This is a genomic window from Chitinimonas naiadis (assembly GCF_054780835.1).
Map to the genome: position 1 here is coordinate 219,392 of NZ_BAAGVO010000001.1, position 16,863 is coordinate 236,254.

Consider the following 16,863-nt stretch of genomic DNA (forward strand, 5'->3'; position numbering starts at 1 on the left):
TTCCTCGCACCGTGTCATGGCAGACGACCACCCGATTGGACCCGACATGCTTGAGCATCTGATACCCATACTGGCCGCTACCCTGACGGCGGCAACCCCCTTGGTGCTGGCCGGCCTGGGGGAACTGGTGGTGGAGCGCACCGGTGTCATCAACCTCGGTGTCGAAGGCATGATGCTGATCGGTGCCATCGCCGGTTTTGCCTTTGCAGCCGATACCGGTCTGGGTGCCGGTGCGGGGTTGCTGGCCGGCGCACTCGCCGGCATGGCATCGGCGCTGCTGTTCGGCATTCTGGCTCTGACCCTGGCGGCCAGCCAGGCGGCCTGCGGCCTGGCGCTGACGATCTTCGGCATCGGGCTGTCGGCTTTTATCGGGCAGCACTATGTGAGCTACAGCCTGCCAGGGCTGCAACCGATCGCGTTGCCGGGTCTGTCTGCCATCCCGGTGCTGGGGCCGGTGCTGTTCCGGCAGGACGCGGTGGTGTACCTATCCTTGCTGCTGTTCGTGGCGGTATGGTGGGTGCTGACCCGCAGCAAGCTGGGATTGATACTGAAGGCGGTGGGCGAGTCTCCCGAGGCCGCCCATGCCATCGGCTACAAGGTGGTTGCCCTGCGTTACGGCGCAGTGCTGTTCGGCGGCGCCATGGCCGGTATGGCGGGCGCATACCTGTCTACCGTCTATACGCCGCTGTGGGTGCAGAACATGACGGCCGGCCGTGGCTGGATCGCCGTGGCATTGGTGGTGTTCGCCAGCTGGAAGCCCGCCCGGCTGATGCTCGGTGCCTATCTGTTCGGAGGCGTGACCATCCTGCAGTTCCATGCGCAGGGCCTGGGCCTTGCTCTGCCGGTAGAGCTGTTGGCGGCCTTGCCTTATCTCGCCACGGTACTGGTGCTGGTTGTCATTTCGCGTGACCGTACCTTGCTGCGGCTCAATCTGCCGGCTTCGCTCGGCAAGCCTTTCCTGCCGGGTTGAATCGTGACGTCCAGCAAGCCATCGTCCCATCCTTCAGCACTGACCCTGGTCCGTGGTCGAGTCTTGCATTTCCTGGCCGACCCAGGTGAGGCAGAAGCCCCGGCGAGCTGGCAGTATTTTGAGGATGGTTGCCTGCTGATCGAAGGCGGGCATATTGTCCTGGCTGGCGAATGGACCGAGCTGGTGCACCGGCTTGCACCCGAGCAACTGGCCCAGGCCAGGCAGTTTGATTACCGCGGCAAACTGGTACTGCCGGGGTTTATCGATACCCATATCCATTACCCGCAGGCCGGCATGATCGCCTCCTACGGCCTCAAACTGCTGGACTGGCTCAATAACTACACCTTTCCTGCCGAGGCGAGCTTTGCCGATCCGGCCGTGGCCGAGCGCAGTGCGGAGTTTGTCGTGCAGCGGCTACTTGCCAACGGCACGACTACGGCGGCGGTGTTCGGCACGGTGCATGCGCACTCGGTGGACGCCTTCTTCAGCGTGGCGGCACGGCGTGGCCTGCGCATGCTGTGCGGCAAGGTGATGATGGATCGTAATGGTCCAGACTATCTGCTGGATACGCCGGAGAGTGCGGAGCGGGATAGCCAGGCCTTGATCGAGCGCTGGCACGGCAAGGGCCGGTTGCGCTACAGCCTGACCCCCCGCTTTGCGCCGACCTCGACGCCGCGGCAGCTGGATGTTGCCGGTGCGCTGTACGCTGCCTGGCCCGACCTGCATGTGCAGTCGCACCTGGCTGAGAATCTGGAAGAGGTGGCCTGGGTTCGTGAGCTGTTCCCGGATCGTCGCAGCTATCTGGATGTGTATGCCCATCACGGCCTGCTCGGACCGCGTACCATCTATGGGCATTGCGTCCATCTGAACGCAGCGGAACTGCGCTGGATGGCGGACGCTGGCAGCGCCGCTGCCTTCTGTCCCACCTCCAACCTGTTTCTCGGTAGCGGCTTCTTCAATTATGCTGCGGCCCGCGCGAACGAAGTGCAGGTCGGTTTGGCGACGGATGTGGGCGGGGGGACCTCGTTCAGCCTGTTGCGAACGCTGGCCGAGGCGTACAAGGTGTCACAAGCCGCCGGTCGGCCCCTGTCGCCGATGCGGGCCTACTATCTGGCGACGCTGGGTGGCGCCGAGGCGCTGGGGTTGGCCGATCATGTCGGTAGCTTCCAGGCTGGCCGCGAAGCGGACTTCGTGGTGCTGGATCCACAGGCTACCGCCGAGCTGGCCTGGCGCTTGCAGGGCGATGACAGCCTGGCTGAAACCTTGTTCGCGCTCGCCATCCTGGGGGATGAGCGCTGCATCAGCGCCACCCATGTGCTGGGCGAATGTGCCTACGCACAGTAGTACCGATCAATCCATCATCTGAAAACCGTAACCGGAGATTTCCCATGCAGCCCGGACGATTGTTCCGTACCGCCGCTTTTGCACTGCTGGCCAGCCTTGGCCTGTTGGCCCATGCCAAGCCCAAGGCTTGCCTGACCGAATGCAGCCCCCGTATCGGCATCGTATCGGCCTTTGGTGCCGAAGCCGACATCCTGGTCGCGGAGACGAAAAAGAAGCGCGAATACCTGATCAATGGCAACCGCTTCACTACCGGCGAGCTGCGCGGTAACCGCGTGGTGATCGTCTTGTCGGGTGTCAGCATCCCGAATGCGACCATGGTCACCCAGTTGATGATCGACCACTTCCGCATCCAGCACCTGATGTTGTCCGGCATTGCCGGCGGCATCGCGCCGGATAGCAAGGTCGGGGATGTGCTGGTGCCTGAGCGTTGGGCGCTGCCGCTTGAGACCTACTGGAACGGTGATGGCCAGGTGCCGTCGGCCTGTGGCAAGGAAGGTGACATCGAATGCCTGGGTCTCAAGCTCGCCCGGCCGGATGGCAAGCCATCGGCCTTCGTGCTCGATACACCGCAGGGCAAGGTCGAGACCGGTCTGTATCTGCGCGAGAACTATGTGCTCAATAGCCGTAACGCACCGGCCGGCGAGTTCAAGTTCGACTACGCGGTCGACCCGGAAATGCTGGCGGTCGCCAAGAGCCTGAAGGTCGAGCTGGACCGTTGCGGCCCCAAGCAGCCGCCGGCTTGCGTGGATGCCACCCCGCGTCTCAAGGTGGGTGGTCGCGGCATTTCCGCGCCGTTCTTCCTTGCCAATCCAAGCTATCGTGATTACCTGTGGCAGTCCATGCAAGCCCTGGCGGTCGATATGGAGACCGCTGCCTTCGCCCATGTGGCCTACGCCAACCAGGTGCCCTACATTGCCTTCCGCAGCTTGTCTGACCTCGCCGGTGGGCATGACTTCCGCGAGGTGGGTGCCTTCTTCGGCAGCGGTCTGGCCGAGACCAATGAGGCCAAGGTAACGCTGGCTTTCCTGGCCGCCTGGAAGCAACGCGGCAAGTAATACGCAAACAACAACCTCGATGAAACAGGAGCCCCTATGTTGAACAAGTCATTACGTGTACTGGCAGCCGGCTTCGCGCTGCTGGCCTGCGCGCTGCCAAGCTGGGCGGACGCGTCCGCGCCACGTCCGGTCAAGGTGCTGGTCATCAGCATGTTCGGCCCGGAAGCCGAACCGTGGATCAAGAACCTTGCCCTGGACCAGAAGATTCCGGTAGTGGGCCTGTCGGCGGACTACCCGAACATCCTCTGCAACAAGGATGATGTCTGCCTGCTGACCACTGGCATGGGGCACGCCAACGTGGCAGCGTCCACGACCGCGGTGATCCTGTCCAAGCAGTTCGACTTGCGTCAGAGCTATTTCCTGATCGCCGGGATTGCGGGCATTGATCCGGCCCAGGGCACCCTGGGCTCAGCCGCCTGGGCGCGCTGGCTGGTGGACTTCGGCATTGCGCACGAGATCGACCCGCGCGAGGCGCCCAAGGGCTGGAAGACCGGCTACTTTGGCGTGATGAGCAAGGGCCCTGGCGTGAAGCCGGTCTTCGACTACAAGACCGAAGCCTTCAAGCTGGACGAGACCTTGCTGCAGCGTGTGCTGGCGATCACCGGCAAGGCCGAGCTGGCCGATAACGACCAATCGAAGGCTTACCGCAAACTGTACAAGGACAAGGCCGCCACGCAGCCGCCGAAGGTGATCCAGTGCGATACCCTGGGTGGGGATACCTGGTGGCATGGCCACAAGCTGGGCCAGCATGCCCGCGAATGGACCAAGCTCCTGAGCGATGGCGAGGGTGTCTATTGCACGACCCAGCAGGAAGACAATGCAACCTACAACGCCCTGCTGCGTGGCCAGCAGGCCGGTCTTCTGGATATCAAGCGTCTGGCTGTACTGCGTACCGCCTCTAACTTCGATCGTCCGCATCCGGGCCAGACCGCCTACGACTCGCTGAAGGCGGAGTCCGGCGGTTTCCCGATCGCGACCGAGAACCTGTACCGCGTCGGCGGTCTGTGGGTGCGTGATCTGGTTGCCCGTTGGCCGCAATGGCAGAACGGCGTGCCAGCCCAGTAACACAATGATGTTGATTTACAACGGCTGACCGAATGGTCGGCTTTCAGCAAACAGGCCGCTGCAAAGTGGCCTGTTTGCTTTTGTAGCACGGGTTTTGCACGCTACAGATCAGGATAGTCCGAGGAGCCCGGAGCGAGCATTCTTAGTGCTTTTTGCCAACTTTGCGGTTTGCCTTGGTGCAAAAAGCACGCACTTGTGCGGATTTTTCGATGCATATACAAGTCGTTACAGTAATATAACAAATATCCACTATCTGTTCTGGCGCATAGGCTTGTCGCGCCGGCCCGACACTGCGTGCCATTCGTGTACCGCAGGGCTTGTCCACAAGCTGTCCGGCGCCGATTTCGTGATCGGTGTCCAGAATGGGTGTAGCTGTTTATCTGCTTGTTTTAGTTGTGAAAAATCGTAAATCAGGTGTTCTGGCGCTGTGGTTCTAGCGCCTGTTCCCGTTTGCAAGAATCCCTTTCAAGTCAACCGCTTTTGCCAGGCAGAGATTCCACTCCTCTGCGGGCAGAGCTGTCGCCCATTGCGGCGGGGGCGGTTCTTGCTAACGATACGTACTGGTGCGGGTGGTGTGTTCCCTGCCCGACGGATTTCCAGCTTTAACAAGTGCTTACCGTCATTGTTTCCAAAAATCAGGCATCGTCATGTGATGCCGCACTTAGGGAGTGCAGTATGAAACTACGCAAGACTCAGCTCGCCGTACTGATCGCGGGTCTGGCCGCCAGCGCCTGGGCCGCAGAGCCGACCAAGGCGGATGCGCCTGAAGAACAGAACATCAAGATCGAAGGCAAGGGTGTCTTTGCCGGCGGCAAGATGGTGTACGAAGAGGCAGCCCGTGCGCGCGCCACCGTCACCAAGAAGGCCATCGAAGAAAAGACCGCCACCTCCAACGCCTTCCAGCTGATCGACAAGCTGCCCGGCGTGAATTCCTTCTCGCAAGACGGCACCGGCCTGTTTGGCGGCACCATGACCATCCGTGGCTTCTCCTCCAGCCAGATGGGCTTCACCGTTGACGGTGCACCGGTCAACGATTCGGGTGGTTACGACGTCTACCCGCAGGAATACGTTGACGCAGAAAACCTCGAAGAGATCTACGTCACCCAGGGCACCACCGACAACGACGCCCCGCACATCGGCGCCACCGGCGGTAACGTGGGTCTGGTTTCGCAAAAGCCGACCGACAAGTTCCGCTTCAAGTTTGCCCAGACCTTCGGCCAGAACAACCTGTACCGCACCTTTGCCCGTGTCGATACCGGCCTGGTTGGCCCGGTCAAGTCCTACTTCTCGGTCTCCAAGTCTGAAGCCGACAAGTGGCGCGGCGAAGGCAAGGCCGATCGCCTGCACTTCGACGCCAAGAGCATCCTCAGCCTCGGCGAAGGCAACCAGATCAGCGCCGGCATCATGTACAACAAGGCCGAGATCAACTTCCTGCGCCGTGCCCGCCTGAGCGACTGGCAAGCCAACCGCTACTACGACTACGACACCGTCTTTGCCGGCCGCAAGATCACCGCAGGCAAGGCGGATGACGAAAGCAGCCTGACCAACTACTACGCCCTCGCCCAGAACCCGTTCGAGAACTACGTCGCCAGCGCCAAGGGCAGCTTCAAGCTGGCTCCGGGCGTCAGTGCCGAAGTCGAGCCGTACTTCTGGTACGGCAAGGGCGGCGGTTCCAGCGGCACTACCCTGACCGAATCCAGCTTCACGACTGGTGGCCGCGACCTGAACGGTGACGGCGACAAGCTCGACAAGGTACTGGCCTACACCATCTCCAAGACCTTGACCTACCGTCCTGGTGTCACTACCCGCCTGAACTGGGCGCTGGGTGATCACAAGCTGATGGTCGCCCTGTGGCTGGAAAATGCCCGCCATCGCCAGACCCGTCCTTTCGTCGCTGTCGACAACCAGGGCAACCCGGTCGACATGTGGGCGGACGACGTCATCCTGCGCAACGATGGCAGCGTGCTGAATGGTCAATCTGGTGGTCTGGACCGTAACTGGATGACCCGCACCAAGGTCTCGCAGTTCACGCTGCAGGATGCCTTCCCGATCGGCGACAGCATCAGCATTCTGGCTGGCGTGCGTACCCCGCACACCAAGCGCGAAGGCACCACCTACGGTGCCGGTTCCGAAACCGCCCAAGGCACCTTCCTGAGCAGCCGTGGCGCGACCGACTCGGTCACCGTTACCCGTACCTGGAACAAGGTGCTGCCCAACCTGCAGGCCAAGTACAGCATTGATGAGCGCAGCCATGCCTTCGTCGCGTTGTCGAAGAACTTCCGCACGCCAGCCAACTTCATCCTGTACGAACTGATCCAGGATCAGAACAACGCCCAGTACAACAACCGCAACCTGGCACCGGAGCAGTCGAACAACGTTGACATCGGCTACCGCTATCAGGGCGACAGCTTCAACTTCAACGGTTCGGTGTTCTTCGTTGACTTCAAGGATCGTCAGTCCCAGCGTCTGGACGAAGATGGCACCCGTCGTAACTACAACGTCGGCGACACCGAGAAGCGTGGCTTCGAGCTCGAGTTCGGTACCAGCCAACGCGCCGGCTTCTCGCTGTATGGTTCGGCCAGCTACATCCGCGAAAAGTTGAAGGATGACTTTGAGCAATATGTGGGTACGACCAATCCCAAGTTAGGGACGAAAGCTGCTCTGGTTGCTCTGCCGACTACCGGCAAGACCATGACCGACACCCCGAAGATCCTGCTGGGTGCCGGCGTGAACTACCAGTACGGTCCGTTCACCACCGGCCTGGGCGCCAAGTACACTGGCAAGCGTTATGGTGACCTGATGAACCAGGAACAGATCTCGGCCGTGACGGTCTGGGATCTGAACGCGGCGTATCGCTTTGGTAATACCGCGTACATGAAGCGTCCGACCCTGCGTCTGGCCGTGTCCAACCTGTTCGACAAGAACTATCTGGCCGGTATTCCTAGCACCCAGATCAATGCGCAGAAGCTGAACACCAGCGACATCCGTATCATTGATCCGGGTACGCAGGTGAACCCGACCGTGTCCGGTTCGGCACCGAACTACGATATTGGTGCGCCGCGGTTTGCCAGCATTCAGTTCTCGGCTGAATTCTAATCGCCGAAACCTAAGGGGGCAGATCGGTTCAGCACCCGGCTAAGCCGGGCGTTAATCGGCTGTGAGTGGTCGACGAGACTTTGCTTTCTATCGCCCACTCCCCCGCCCAGCTCTGCACGCACAGGTTCTAAGCGAGCTTGCTCGCTAAGAACTCTGGCAGCGCCGCCGCGAGGGAGCCTCGCTACGCTCGAGGCCGTGTGCCTCGTAGTTAGTGCAAGGTAGATCAGTAAAAAAGAAACGGCGGGTACCGGTTGGTACCCGCCGTTTTCATTTGCTGAACAGCTATTTCGGGTGGATCAGAGATCCAGTCGTTTGACCCGTTCGCCCAGTTTGGGCGCGCGCAGGGCTTGTTTGGCTTCGGTCAGGGGGGCGATGTATTGCAGGAAGGCGTCGAGGTCGCCGCCCATGATGGTGCGGGCCTGGCCTTGCTTGAAGACGGGGAAGCTGTCGCCGCCCTCGGCCAGGAAGTTGTTGACCACCACGGTGTAGCCGGCCTGCCGGTTGATCGGCTTGCCCTGGACCTCGATGCTCACCACCTTGTCGCCGGCGGCACGGCGGCTGTCCCAGCTGTAGCTGAGGCCGCTGGCGTGCAGGAAGTTTGGCTCGCCATCGCGCCGGTCGAACTGCTGGTTGAGCAGTTTGAAGAGTTGCTCACCAGTCAGCGTCATGCGGATCAGGTTGTTCTGGAACGGCTGCACACTGTAGGCATCGCCAAATGTAATAGTGCCGTTGGCCAGTTTGGAGCCGCTGGCGCGTTGCCAGCGCAGGTCTTCGCGCAGGCCACCGTTGTTGATGAAGGCGATATCGCTGCCGGTCGCGGCGCGCTGTGTGTCGGCGACCAGATTGCCCAGTGCAGATTCGCCGGCAGGGGTCGCCTCGCGCAGGATGTCGGCTTCGATGCTGGCGACTTGCCGTTCGGTAATGGCGGCGACGCGCTGCGTGGCTTGCTCGGCCAGGGCGCTGGCCTTGGCGACTGGCTGCAGACCGGGGCCGGCGTCTGCCCACATGAAGCGTATCTCGGCCTTCTTGCTGACGACTTCATCGCTGGCCGGGTCGATATCCAGCTGGATATCGGCGACGGCGGTGCCGTAGTTCATGGCTTGCGTCAGCAGCACGGGCTTGCCGCCACGTGACTTGACCAGGGCATTGCCAAAGGCATGGGTATGGGCCGAGCTGACCACGTCAACATCATCGTCCAGGCGCTTGATGATTTCGACAATGGCACCTTCCGCGCCCGGCTTGTCCGGGTCGGTCACGCCGTTGTAGATCGCCTGCTGGCCGCCTTCGTGGATGATGACGACAATGGCGTGGACTCCCTTGGCCTGGATCTCGGGAATGTACTGGTTGATGGCATCGGCTTCGTCCAGGAAGCGCACCTTGGCGGTGCCGGATGGCTTGACCACATTGGGGGTGTCGCGGGTGGTGGCGCCTACGAAGGCGATGGGGAGTTCCCTCTCCTGACCGCTGGCGTCGCGGTACGGCACCGTCTTGATCAGGTAGGGCGGAAGGATGGGTTTGCCGCTGTCGGCCCATACCACGTTGGCCGAGACCAGCGGGAAGCTGGCGCCGAGCCAGGGATCCTGCAGGAAGGGGCCTTGCGCCGAATTGCCACCGGTATAGAGCCGGAGCATCTCGTCCACACCGCGATCGAACTCATGGTTGCCCAGGGTGGCGACAATATTGCAGCGCGGGGCCAGGCGTGCCCGGGTACTGCAGGCCGTGTTGCCCAACTGGTTAAAGAACATGATGGTGGGCTCGTCCATCAGCAGGGCCGATGGTAGCGGCGAGGCACCGACATTGTCCCCGGAGGCGACGATCAGCGTGCGATCGGGCAGCTCCGCTGCCGCTGCCTGCAAATAGGCCGCGACCACGCCGGCACCGCCGATGGGTCGCTTATCGTACAGGCGGCCGGCCGGGATGCGGCCATGGAAATCGTTCAGGGCCAGGATACGCACGGCAACGGGCGGCTCGCTTGCTGGCCGCTGCATCGGGCTGGCACACGCCGCCAGCAGGCCGAGTACGGCAGTGGCGAACAGACTGCGTGGGAAAACGGGGGAAATGACGGGCATGGTGCGCGGCTTTCGGCGGGCGGGTTCTGGATGGGGCGAGGGCAGATCGAGTGAGGCCTCGCAAACCCGCAATTTTACCGGCTTGGCCCCTGCCGTGTGGTGCAATCGACCCGCTTGGCCCATATCGACTGACGTATATCCGGCATGCCGGGCGCTTTGCGCTTTCGGCTCGGTCAAGCGCATGCTAACTTGAAGTCACAGCCGCCCGTCGAGGCAGGCCGCGAATAACAGCGATGCCCTTTTTTGAATTCTGGGAGGAATTCGAGGAGGGCTTTTATTTTTTGTCCTGCATGTTTTTGATGGGATGGCCGAGATGAATAGCTTGTTTGCGAGCTGGCAATTACGAACCAAGGTATTGGTGGCTGCGGCCTTGGCTATTGCAGCGGGTTTTGGCGTCATGATCTGGGTGATCGCCAGTGGCGTGTACAAGGATGCGGAGGCCGTCGGCCTCGCCCGAGCACATGAGCAGGCGGATGCCTATGCGCAACGGGTCGTCGACCAGTTTGCAGTGGGTTATGCGCTGCCGCGGCACTTGGCCGATGCGGTACAAGGCATGCAGGGCAGTACGTTCCCGGAACGCAAAACCATCGACAAGTTGATCATGAAGTTGCTGGCGGGGTTTCCCACGGCATCCGGCTTGTGGATGATCTGGGAGCCCAATGCCATGGATGGCAAGGATGCCGACTACGCCACCCAGTGGCCTATCCATGACCCCAGCGGCCGTTACATTCCCTATATCACCCAGGCCGGTGGCAAGGTCGCGCAAGACAATATGCTGGGCGCGGATCAGCTCAAGAATGCCGAACCTTTCCGCAGCAACCCTTCGGCTTACCAGCCTGAGTACGAAAAACCGGGCTGGGGTGACTTCTACTACACCCCCAAGCAACGGCAGCGCGATACCGTGACCGAGCCTTATCCCTACGAGGTCCAGGGCAAGATGGTACTGATGTCGTCGCTGGTGGTTGCCATCAAGGATGGCGCCGGTAAATTCCTGGGGGTTGCCGCGCTGGATTTGCCGCTGGGCAACCTGCAGGCAAACTTCAGCCAGTACAAACCTTTCGATGTCGGCTATCTGACGCTGGTCTCCAACAGCGGGCTCTATGTGGTGCAGCAAGATGCCAAGCTCCTGGGCAAACCGGTAGAGAAAGACCGTTACCCCAGCGATTTCCTGGCCAATGTGCAGGCCGGCAAGTCCTTCGAGTTTGAATCCAATGGGGAGCTGCAGGTTTGGCGGCCGATACAGATAGGCGATACCGGCCAGTTCTGGTCACTCGGTGTGGCCATTCCCAAGGCCACCATCGTTGCCGAAGCGGTCAAGGCGCGGAGACAGGCCATCGTGATTGGCGTGGTAGCAGCGACTTTGATCCTGCTAGTCTTGGGCGGGCTGTTGACCGTGTTGACGCGTCCCTTGAGCCGCCTGGCACGCGCCATGGAGGTGCTGGCCTCGGGCGAGGGTGACCTGACGCTGCGGTTGCAGGTGGATAGTCATGACGAAATTGGCCGTACCAGCGAAGCTTTCAACCAGTTCATGGGTAAGCTGCGCGAGATGTTTGTGCAGGTACGCGAGCAGAGTGTCTCGGTAGGGCAGGCGGCCGAGCGCCTGTCGGGGAGCGCCGATACCGTCGAACAGTCATCCAACCAGCAGGCAGAAGCGGCTACGGCAACCGCTGCCAGCGTCGAGGAAGTGACGGTCAGCATCCAGCACATCGCCGAGACGGCCCGCGACTTCGAGCGCAGTGCCCGGGAAACCGGTCAGGTCACGGCACGTGGTCAATCGCTGGTCGACGAAGTCGCGGCGGAGATCGACAAGGTCAATAGCAGCGTGGATGCGTTGGCCAGCAGTATGGGACGGCTGGGCCAGCAATCGGCCAAGGTCGATATCATTGTCAATGTGATCAAGGACATCGCAGACCAGACTAATCTGCTGGCGCTCAATGCCGCCATCGAGGCCGCCCGCGCCGGTGAGCAGGGGCGGGGTTTTGCGGTGGTGGCGGATGAGGTTCGCAAGCTGGCGGCCCGAACGGCTGATGCCACCGTCGAGATCGGCCAGATCGTGCTGGAGATACAGCGCGAGATCGAAGGTGCGGGCGGTGGCATGCAGAGTACGCGTGAGCGTATTGCCAGTGGCGTGGCCATCTCGCACAAGGCCAGCGAGGTCATCGGTACTGTGCGTGGCGAAACCGAAAGGCTGGTTGGGGATGTGGCGGTGATTGCCGACTCGACCCGCGAGCAGGCCGCGGCGAGTACTGATATTGCCCAGAACGTGGAACGCATCAGCAATATGGCGCAGAACAACAGCCAGGCCGTGGCAGAGGTGGCAGACGCTGTGACCGAACTGGAAAGCCTTTCCCGAAGCCTGGGAGAGTTGGTAGGGCGTTTCAAGATCTGAATGCGCCGAGGAAAGACGGGGAACTGGGCCGTGCCCAGCCCCCGCGTTCCAATACCCGTTATGGTCGCTGCGCGGGGCGCAATGGCAGCGGTCCCGCACAGCTCTCGGGTTAGTCCTGCCACTGCCGGGCCGTGAGGCGCCAGTAGTCAACAAACCGCCAGGCAAGGGAGGGTCGCAACTTGGTGCGGCCAGGCCTATTGCAGCGGGTACCCTGCGAAGTCACCTTCGCTCCCTTGATATCGGCAAAATCCCGCGAAAATTGAGCCTGTAAGCCTGCTGTTATTGTTGTGCAAAGTCGCTGCAATATGGGCGAGGCAGACTGCGCGCACGGTCCTGCTGCTGGACAGCAGGTGTGGCTCCCGCCCGGACGAGCCCGATGTACCGGGCACCAGTTTCTGCTGCGTAACGGCTTTGTTGCGCCGATACCCGCCCGCCTCCTGTCTGTCAGGAGGCGTTGTTGTTTTTGGCGGTGCTTGTCATGCCACGGCCCATAATCCCGACTAGCATGAGAGAAACCGGGCGAGGGAGCAGGCATGGCGGGTAGTGGGCTCGATCATTGGGAAATCGAGGCGATATGCCGGGGTGAGCATGGCGATGCGTATGCTGTCCTCGGTCTGCATCCCAAAGATGGGCAATCCTGGCTGCGTGTCTGGTTGCCCGAGGCTCAAGCCGTCGCGGCGGTCGATCAGCACGGTGCGCTGCTGGCGCAACTGGCGTGTCTCGATCCACGCGGGTTCTTTGAAGCTACGATGCCCGAATTGACCAATGGGCAGCGCTACCGCCTGCAGGTGCAGTGGCCGGGTACCGCCTTGCTGCTGGATGATCCCTATGCCTTCGGCCCGTTACTGGGGGCCGATGAAATCTGGCTGCTCGGCGAAGGTTCGCATCGTCGCCTGTGGCAGACACTGGGGGCCCATCTCACCGAGATTGACGGTGTGCGCGGTGTACGGTTTGCCGTCTGGGCGCCAAACGCCAAGCGTGTGTCCCTGGTCGGAAATTTCAACTACTGGAACGGCAGCGCCCATCCCATGCGATTGCGGCGTGAGTGCGGCATCTGGGAGCTGTTCCTGCCGGCGATGGATGAGGGCGCGTCCTACAAGTTCGAGGTGCTGGACTGGGAAGGCCAGATTGTCCAGAAGAGTGACCCCTTTGCCTTTGTCGCGGAGCTCAGGCCCGCCACGGCGTCTCAGGTGCACCGTCTGCCGGCACCGCCGGAAGGCAGGCCGGTCGATAGCGGCCTTGACCGCCCGGTCAGTATCTACGAAGTCCATCTCGCCTCCTGGCGCCGTACCGGAGACGGCGGATGGCTGAGTTACCGCGAACTGGCCGTCAGCCTTGTCCCTTATGCCGTGGAGATGGGCTTTACCCACCTGGAGCTGCTGCCGGTCAGCGAGCATCCGTTCGATGGATCCTGGGGGTATCAGCCGATCGGCCTGTACGCGCCGACTTCCCGTTTCGGGACGCCGGAGGATTTCCGTTTCCTGGTCGAGGCCGCCCATGCGGCGGGCCTGGGGGTGATACTCGACTGGGTACCGGGTCATTTCCCGGAGGATAGGCACGGTCTGGCGCGCTTCGATGGCACGCATCTGTATGAGCATGCCGACCCGCGCGAGGGGTTCCATCGCGACTGGAACACCTTGATCTACAACTATGGCCGGCGCGAGGTGGCGAACTTCCTGAGTGCCAACGCGCTGTTCTGGTTGGAGCAGTACGGCGTGGACGGGCTGCGGGTGGATGCGGTGGCCTCCATGCTGTATCGCGACTACAGCCGGGAAGACGGCGAGTGGGTGCCCAACGTCCATGGTGGGCGGGAGAACCTGGAGGCGATTGCCTTTCTGCGGCAGACCAATCATTGGCTCGGGGTCAACCGGCCGGGTGCGGTGACGCTGGCCGAGGAGTCCACCGCCTTTCCGCAGGTCAGCCGCCCGCCGGAACATGGCGGGCTGGGCTTCCACTACAAGTGGAACATGGGCTGGATGCATGACACGCTCGACTATGTGCGGCGTGAGCCTGTGCATAGACGGCATCACCATGCGCAGCTGAGTTTCGGCCTGACCTATGCGTATTCGGAGAATTACGTGCTGCCGCTGTCGCACGACGAGGTGGTGCACGGCAAGGGCTCGCTGCTGGGCAAGATGCCGGGGGACGACTGGCAGCGCTTTGCTAATCTGCGTGCCTACTTCGGCTTCATGTGGGCTCACCCTGGCAAGAAGCTGCTGTTCATGGGCGGCGAGTTTGCCCAGGTCCGTGAGTGGAACCATGAGCAGAGCCTGGACTGGCACCTGCTCGACGATAGCCGCCACATCGGCATGCAGCGGCTGGTCAGGGATCTGAACCAGGCTTATCGCGATATCCCGGCCTTGCATCGTCTCGATTGTGATCCGGCTGGCTTTGACTGGGTATGCTGGGACGATGCCGACAATTCGGTACTGAGCTTTCTGCGTTTTGACGGCATGGGCGGTGCGGTACTGGCTGTCTGCAATTTCACCCCGCAGGTGCGCGAGGACTATCGGCTGGGCGTGCCGCAGGCCGGTTGCTGGCGTGAGGTACTGAACACGGATTCGACCTACTATGGCGGTAGCGATGTCGGCAACGGTGACGCGCTGAGCGAACCCCATGCAGCGCATGGTCGGCCGCACTCGTTGCGTTTGAGGCTGGCGCCATTGGCGACGCAATTGTTCCTGCTGGAAGGCGGTTGATATGGCATTGGCCCTGGGCTTGAAGGCGGGCGATCCTTTTCGCCTGGGTAGCCATTGGGATGGCAAGGGCGTCAATTTTGCCGTCTATGCGCTCAATGCCGATCGGGTGGAGCTGTGCCTGTTCGATGCCACCGGCCAGCAGGAGCTGGCGCGGTTGCCGCTACCTGGGCAGCATGCCGGTGTGTGGCACGGCTATCTGGCCGAAGCCGAACCTGGGCTGATCTATGGCTACCGCGCGCATGGTTTGTGGATGCCGGCACGGGGACATCGCTACAACCCGGCCAAGTTGCTGGCAGACCCTTATGCGCGCCGACTGCATGGCCGCTATGGGGGGCAGGGGGATTTCTGTGATCACCTGCCGGGTGACCCCAGCCGTCCCGACCCGCGCGACAACGGCACGCACGCGGTCAAGGCAATCGTCGACAGCACGCGTTTCGGCAGCTATTGCTTTGACTGGGAAGACGATCGCCGGCCCGGCATACACTGGCGCGATACGATCATCTACGAGATGCATGTCAAAGGGTTCAGCCAGTTGAACCCCGCAGTGCCGGAGGCGATCCGTGGCAGTTATGCCGGGCTTGCCCATCCGGCCAGCATCGATTGGCTCAAGCAACTCGGCGTGACTACCGTGGAGCTGCTGCCGGTCACCGCCTGTGGTGATGAAGGTCATCTGCTTGATCGGGGCATGGTCAACTACTGGGGCTACAACCCGCTGGCGCTGATGGCGGTGGAGGGACGGTACGCGGCCGGCGAGGACCCGGTCGGCGAGTTCAAGCGCATGGTCAAGGCGCTGCATGCGGCGGGTATCGAGGTGCTGCTCGACGTGGTCTACAACCATACCGCCGAGGGGGGGGTGGGCGGGCCGACCTTCAATCTGCGCGGGCTCGACAATCGTAGCTATTACCGCCTGGCGCCAGATGGTCATAACGAGAACTGGACCGGCTGCGGCAATACACTGAACGTGGCCGAACCGCGTTGCCTGCAGCTGGTACTGGACAGCTTGCGCTATTGGGCGGAGGAGTGCCATGTCGATGGCTTCCGCTTTGATCTCGCACCCATCATGGCCCGCAATATGGCCGGCAGTTTCGAGAGCTGGTCGGCCTTCCTCGCCGCGATCCAGGCCGATCCGCTGCTGAGCCGCCTGAAGCTGGTGGCCGAGCCCTGGGATATCGGCCCTGATGGCTACCGGGTGGGCGGGTTTCTGCCGGGCTGGGCAGAGTGGAACGATCGTTACCGCGACAGCATGCGCAGCTTCTGGCTGCACCACGGACCGGCTCGTGGCGAGTATGCGCGCCGGCTCACGGCCAGCAGTGATCTGTTCGAGCGGCGTGGCCGGCTGCCCTGGACCAGCGTCAATTTCCTGACGGCCCACGATGGCTTCACACTCAATGACCTGGTGAGCTACAGCCACAAGCACAACGAGGCCAATGGCGAGAACAACTACGACGGCAGTAGCCATAACCACAGCTGGAATGGCGGTGTGGAAGGCCCGACGGATGACCCGGTCATCAATTGCCTGCGTGGGCGACTCAAGCGGGCCTTGCTGACCACGCTGATCTTCAGCCAGGGTACGCCCATGCTGCTGGCGGGCGACGAGATCGGTCACAGCCAGCAGGGCAACAACAATGCTTATTGCCAGGACAGCATCATAGGCTGGCTGGATTGGGAGCGGGCCGACATGGAGCTGGCCGCATTCACGGCCCGCCTGATTGCGCTGCGCAAGCGCTATGCCGCGCTACGGCATGGCCGCTGGTTCAGCGCCGATGCGCACGGTGGCTACGAGCAGCGTGACGTGGATTGGCGCAATGCCGAGGGCAAGCAGATGACGCCCGCCGAATGGGATGGCCGGGAGCAGTTCAGCCTGATCGTGGAGCTGGGGCCGGAAGGGGTGAAAGAGCGCTGTCTGCTGCTGATTAACGCCGAGGCGCAGATCACCACCTTTACCTTGCGGCCGGGGCGCTGGCTCAGGGTGCTGGATACAGCGGACCCGGAAGCGGGCAATGCCTTGTTCCAGAAGGGCGTCGAGGTGGAGGCCAATGCCATCTGGCTACTGGTGCTGGATAGTGGCGGGCGGGTGACCTGGTAAATGGAAGTTGTTTGATAGGGCTTTTTACGACGATGGCCGCGTGAGGTTCCTTGCGCTTCTACCGCCCTGCGGCCGGGGAGCGAAACCCAA

9 protein-coding genes are annotated in these 16,863 nt (G+C 62.0%); 8 read left to right on the plus strand and 1 reads right to left on the minus strand.

Going from position 1 to position 16,863, the window contains the following annotated elements; all coding sequences use genetic code 11:
* Positions 1-46 precede the first annotated feature (46 nt).
* The 5 genes from ACYVHK_RS00920 to ACYVHK_RS00940 all read left to right on the plus strand — a co-directional run bounded on the left by ACYVHK_RS00920 (position 47) and on the right by ACYVHK_RS00940 (position 7,530).
* Positions 47-970, plus strand: a complete 924-nt coding sequence (locus ACYVHK_RS00920; protein WP_460526637.1) for an ABC transporter permease — start codon at positions 47-49, stop codon at positions 968-970.
* Positions 971-973: 3 nt separating this feature from the next.
* On the plus strand, positions 974-2,314 hold the full coding sequence (guaD, locus tag ACYVHK_RS00925; protein ID WP_460526639.1) for a guanine deaminase: 1,341 nt from the start codon (positions 974-976) through the stop codon (positions 2,312-2,314).
* Between the two features lie 44 nt (positions 2,315-2,358).
* Entirely contained in the window at positions 2,359-3,369 is a 1,011-nt protein-coding gene (locus tag ACYVHK_RS00930) for a 5'-methylthioadenosine/S-adenosylhomocysteine nucleosidase (protein WP_460526641.1), read from the plus strand.
* A 36-nt stretch (positions 3,370-3,405) separates the two neighbouring features.
* On the plus strand, positions 3,406-4,434 hold the full coding sequence (locus ACYVHK_RS00935) for a purine-nucleoside phosphorylase (RefSeq protein WP_460526644.1): 1,029 nt from the start codon (positions 3,406-3,408) through the stop codon (positions 4,432-4,434).
* A gap of 675 nt (positions 4,435-5,109) precedes the next feature.
* Positions 5,110-7,530: a TonB-dependent receptor gene (locus ACYVHK_RS00940; protein ID WP_460526646.1), complete on the plus strand. Its 2,421-nt coding sequence runs from the start codon at positions 5,110-5,112 to the stop codon at positions 7,528-7,530.
* 296 nt (positions 7,531-7,826) lie between these two features.
* On the opposite strand, the gene ACYVHK_RS00945 is transcribed toward ACYVHK_RS00940, so the two are convergent.
* Positions 7,827-9,599, minus strand: coding sequence for a bifunctional metallophosphatase/5'-nucleotidase (locus tag ACYVHK_RS00945; RefSeq protein WP_460526648.1), 1,773 nt, complete (start codon positions 9,597-9,599; stop codon positions 7,827-7,829).
* Positions 9,600-9,912: 313 nt separating this feature from the next.
* On the opposite strand from ACYVHK_RS00945, the gene ACYVHK_RS00950 reads away from it, so the two are divergent.
* The 3 genes from ACYVHK_RS00950 to glgX all read left to right on the plus strand — a co-directional run bounded on the left by ACYVHK_RS00950 (position 9,913) and on the right by glgX (position 16,773).
* Positions 9,913-11,988: a methyl-accepting chemotaxis protein gene (locus ACYVHK_RS00950; protein WP_460526650.1), complete on the plus strand. Its 2,076-nt coding sequence runs from the start codon at positions 9,913-9,915 to the stop codon at positions 11,986-11,988.
* A 533-nt stretch (positions 11,989-12,521) separates the two neighbouring features.
* The gene (gene glgB, locus ACYVHK_RS00955; protein WP_460526652.1) at positions 12,522-14,687 is read left to right on the plus strand and encodes a 1,4-alpha-glucan-branching protein; all 2,166 of its coding nucleotides are present in this window, start codon (positions 12,522-12,524) and stop codon (positions 14,685-14,687) included.
* A gap of 1 nt (position 14,688) precedes the next feature.
* The gene (glgX, locus tag ACYVHK_RS00960; RefSeq protein WP_460526654.1) at positions 14,689-16,773 is read left to right on the plus strand and encodes a glycogen debranching protein; all 2,085 of its coding nucleotides are present in this window, start codon (positions 14,689-14,691) and stop codon (positions 16,771-16,773) included.
* Positions 16,774-16,863 lie beyond the last annotated feature (90 nt).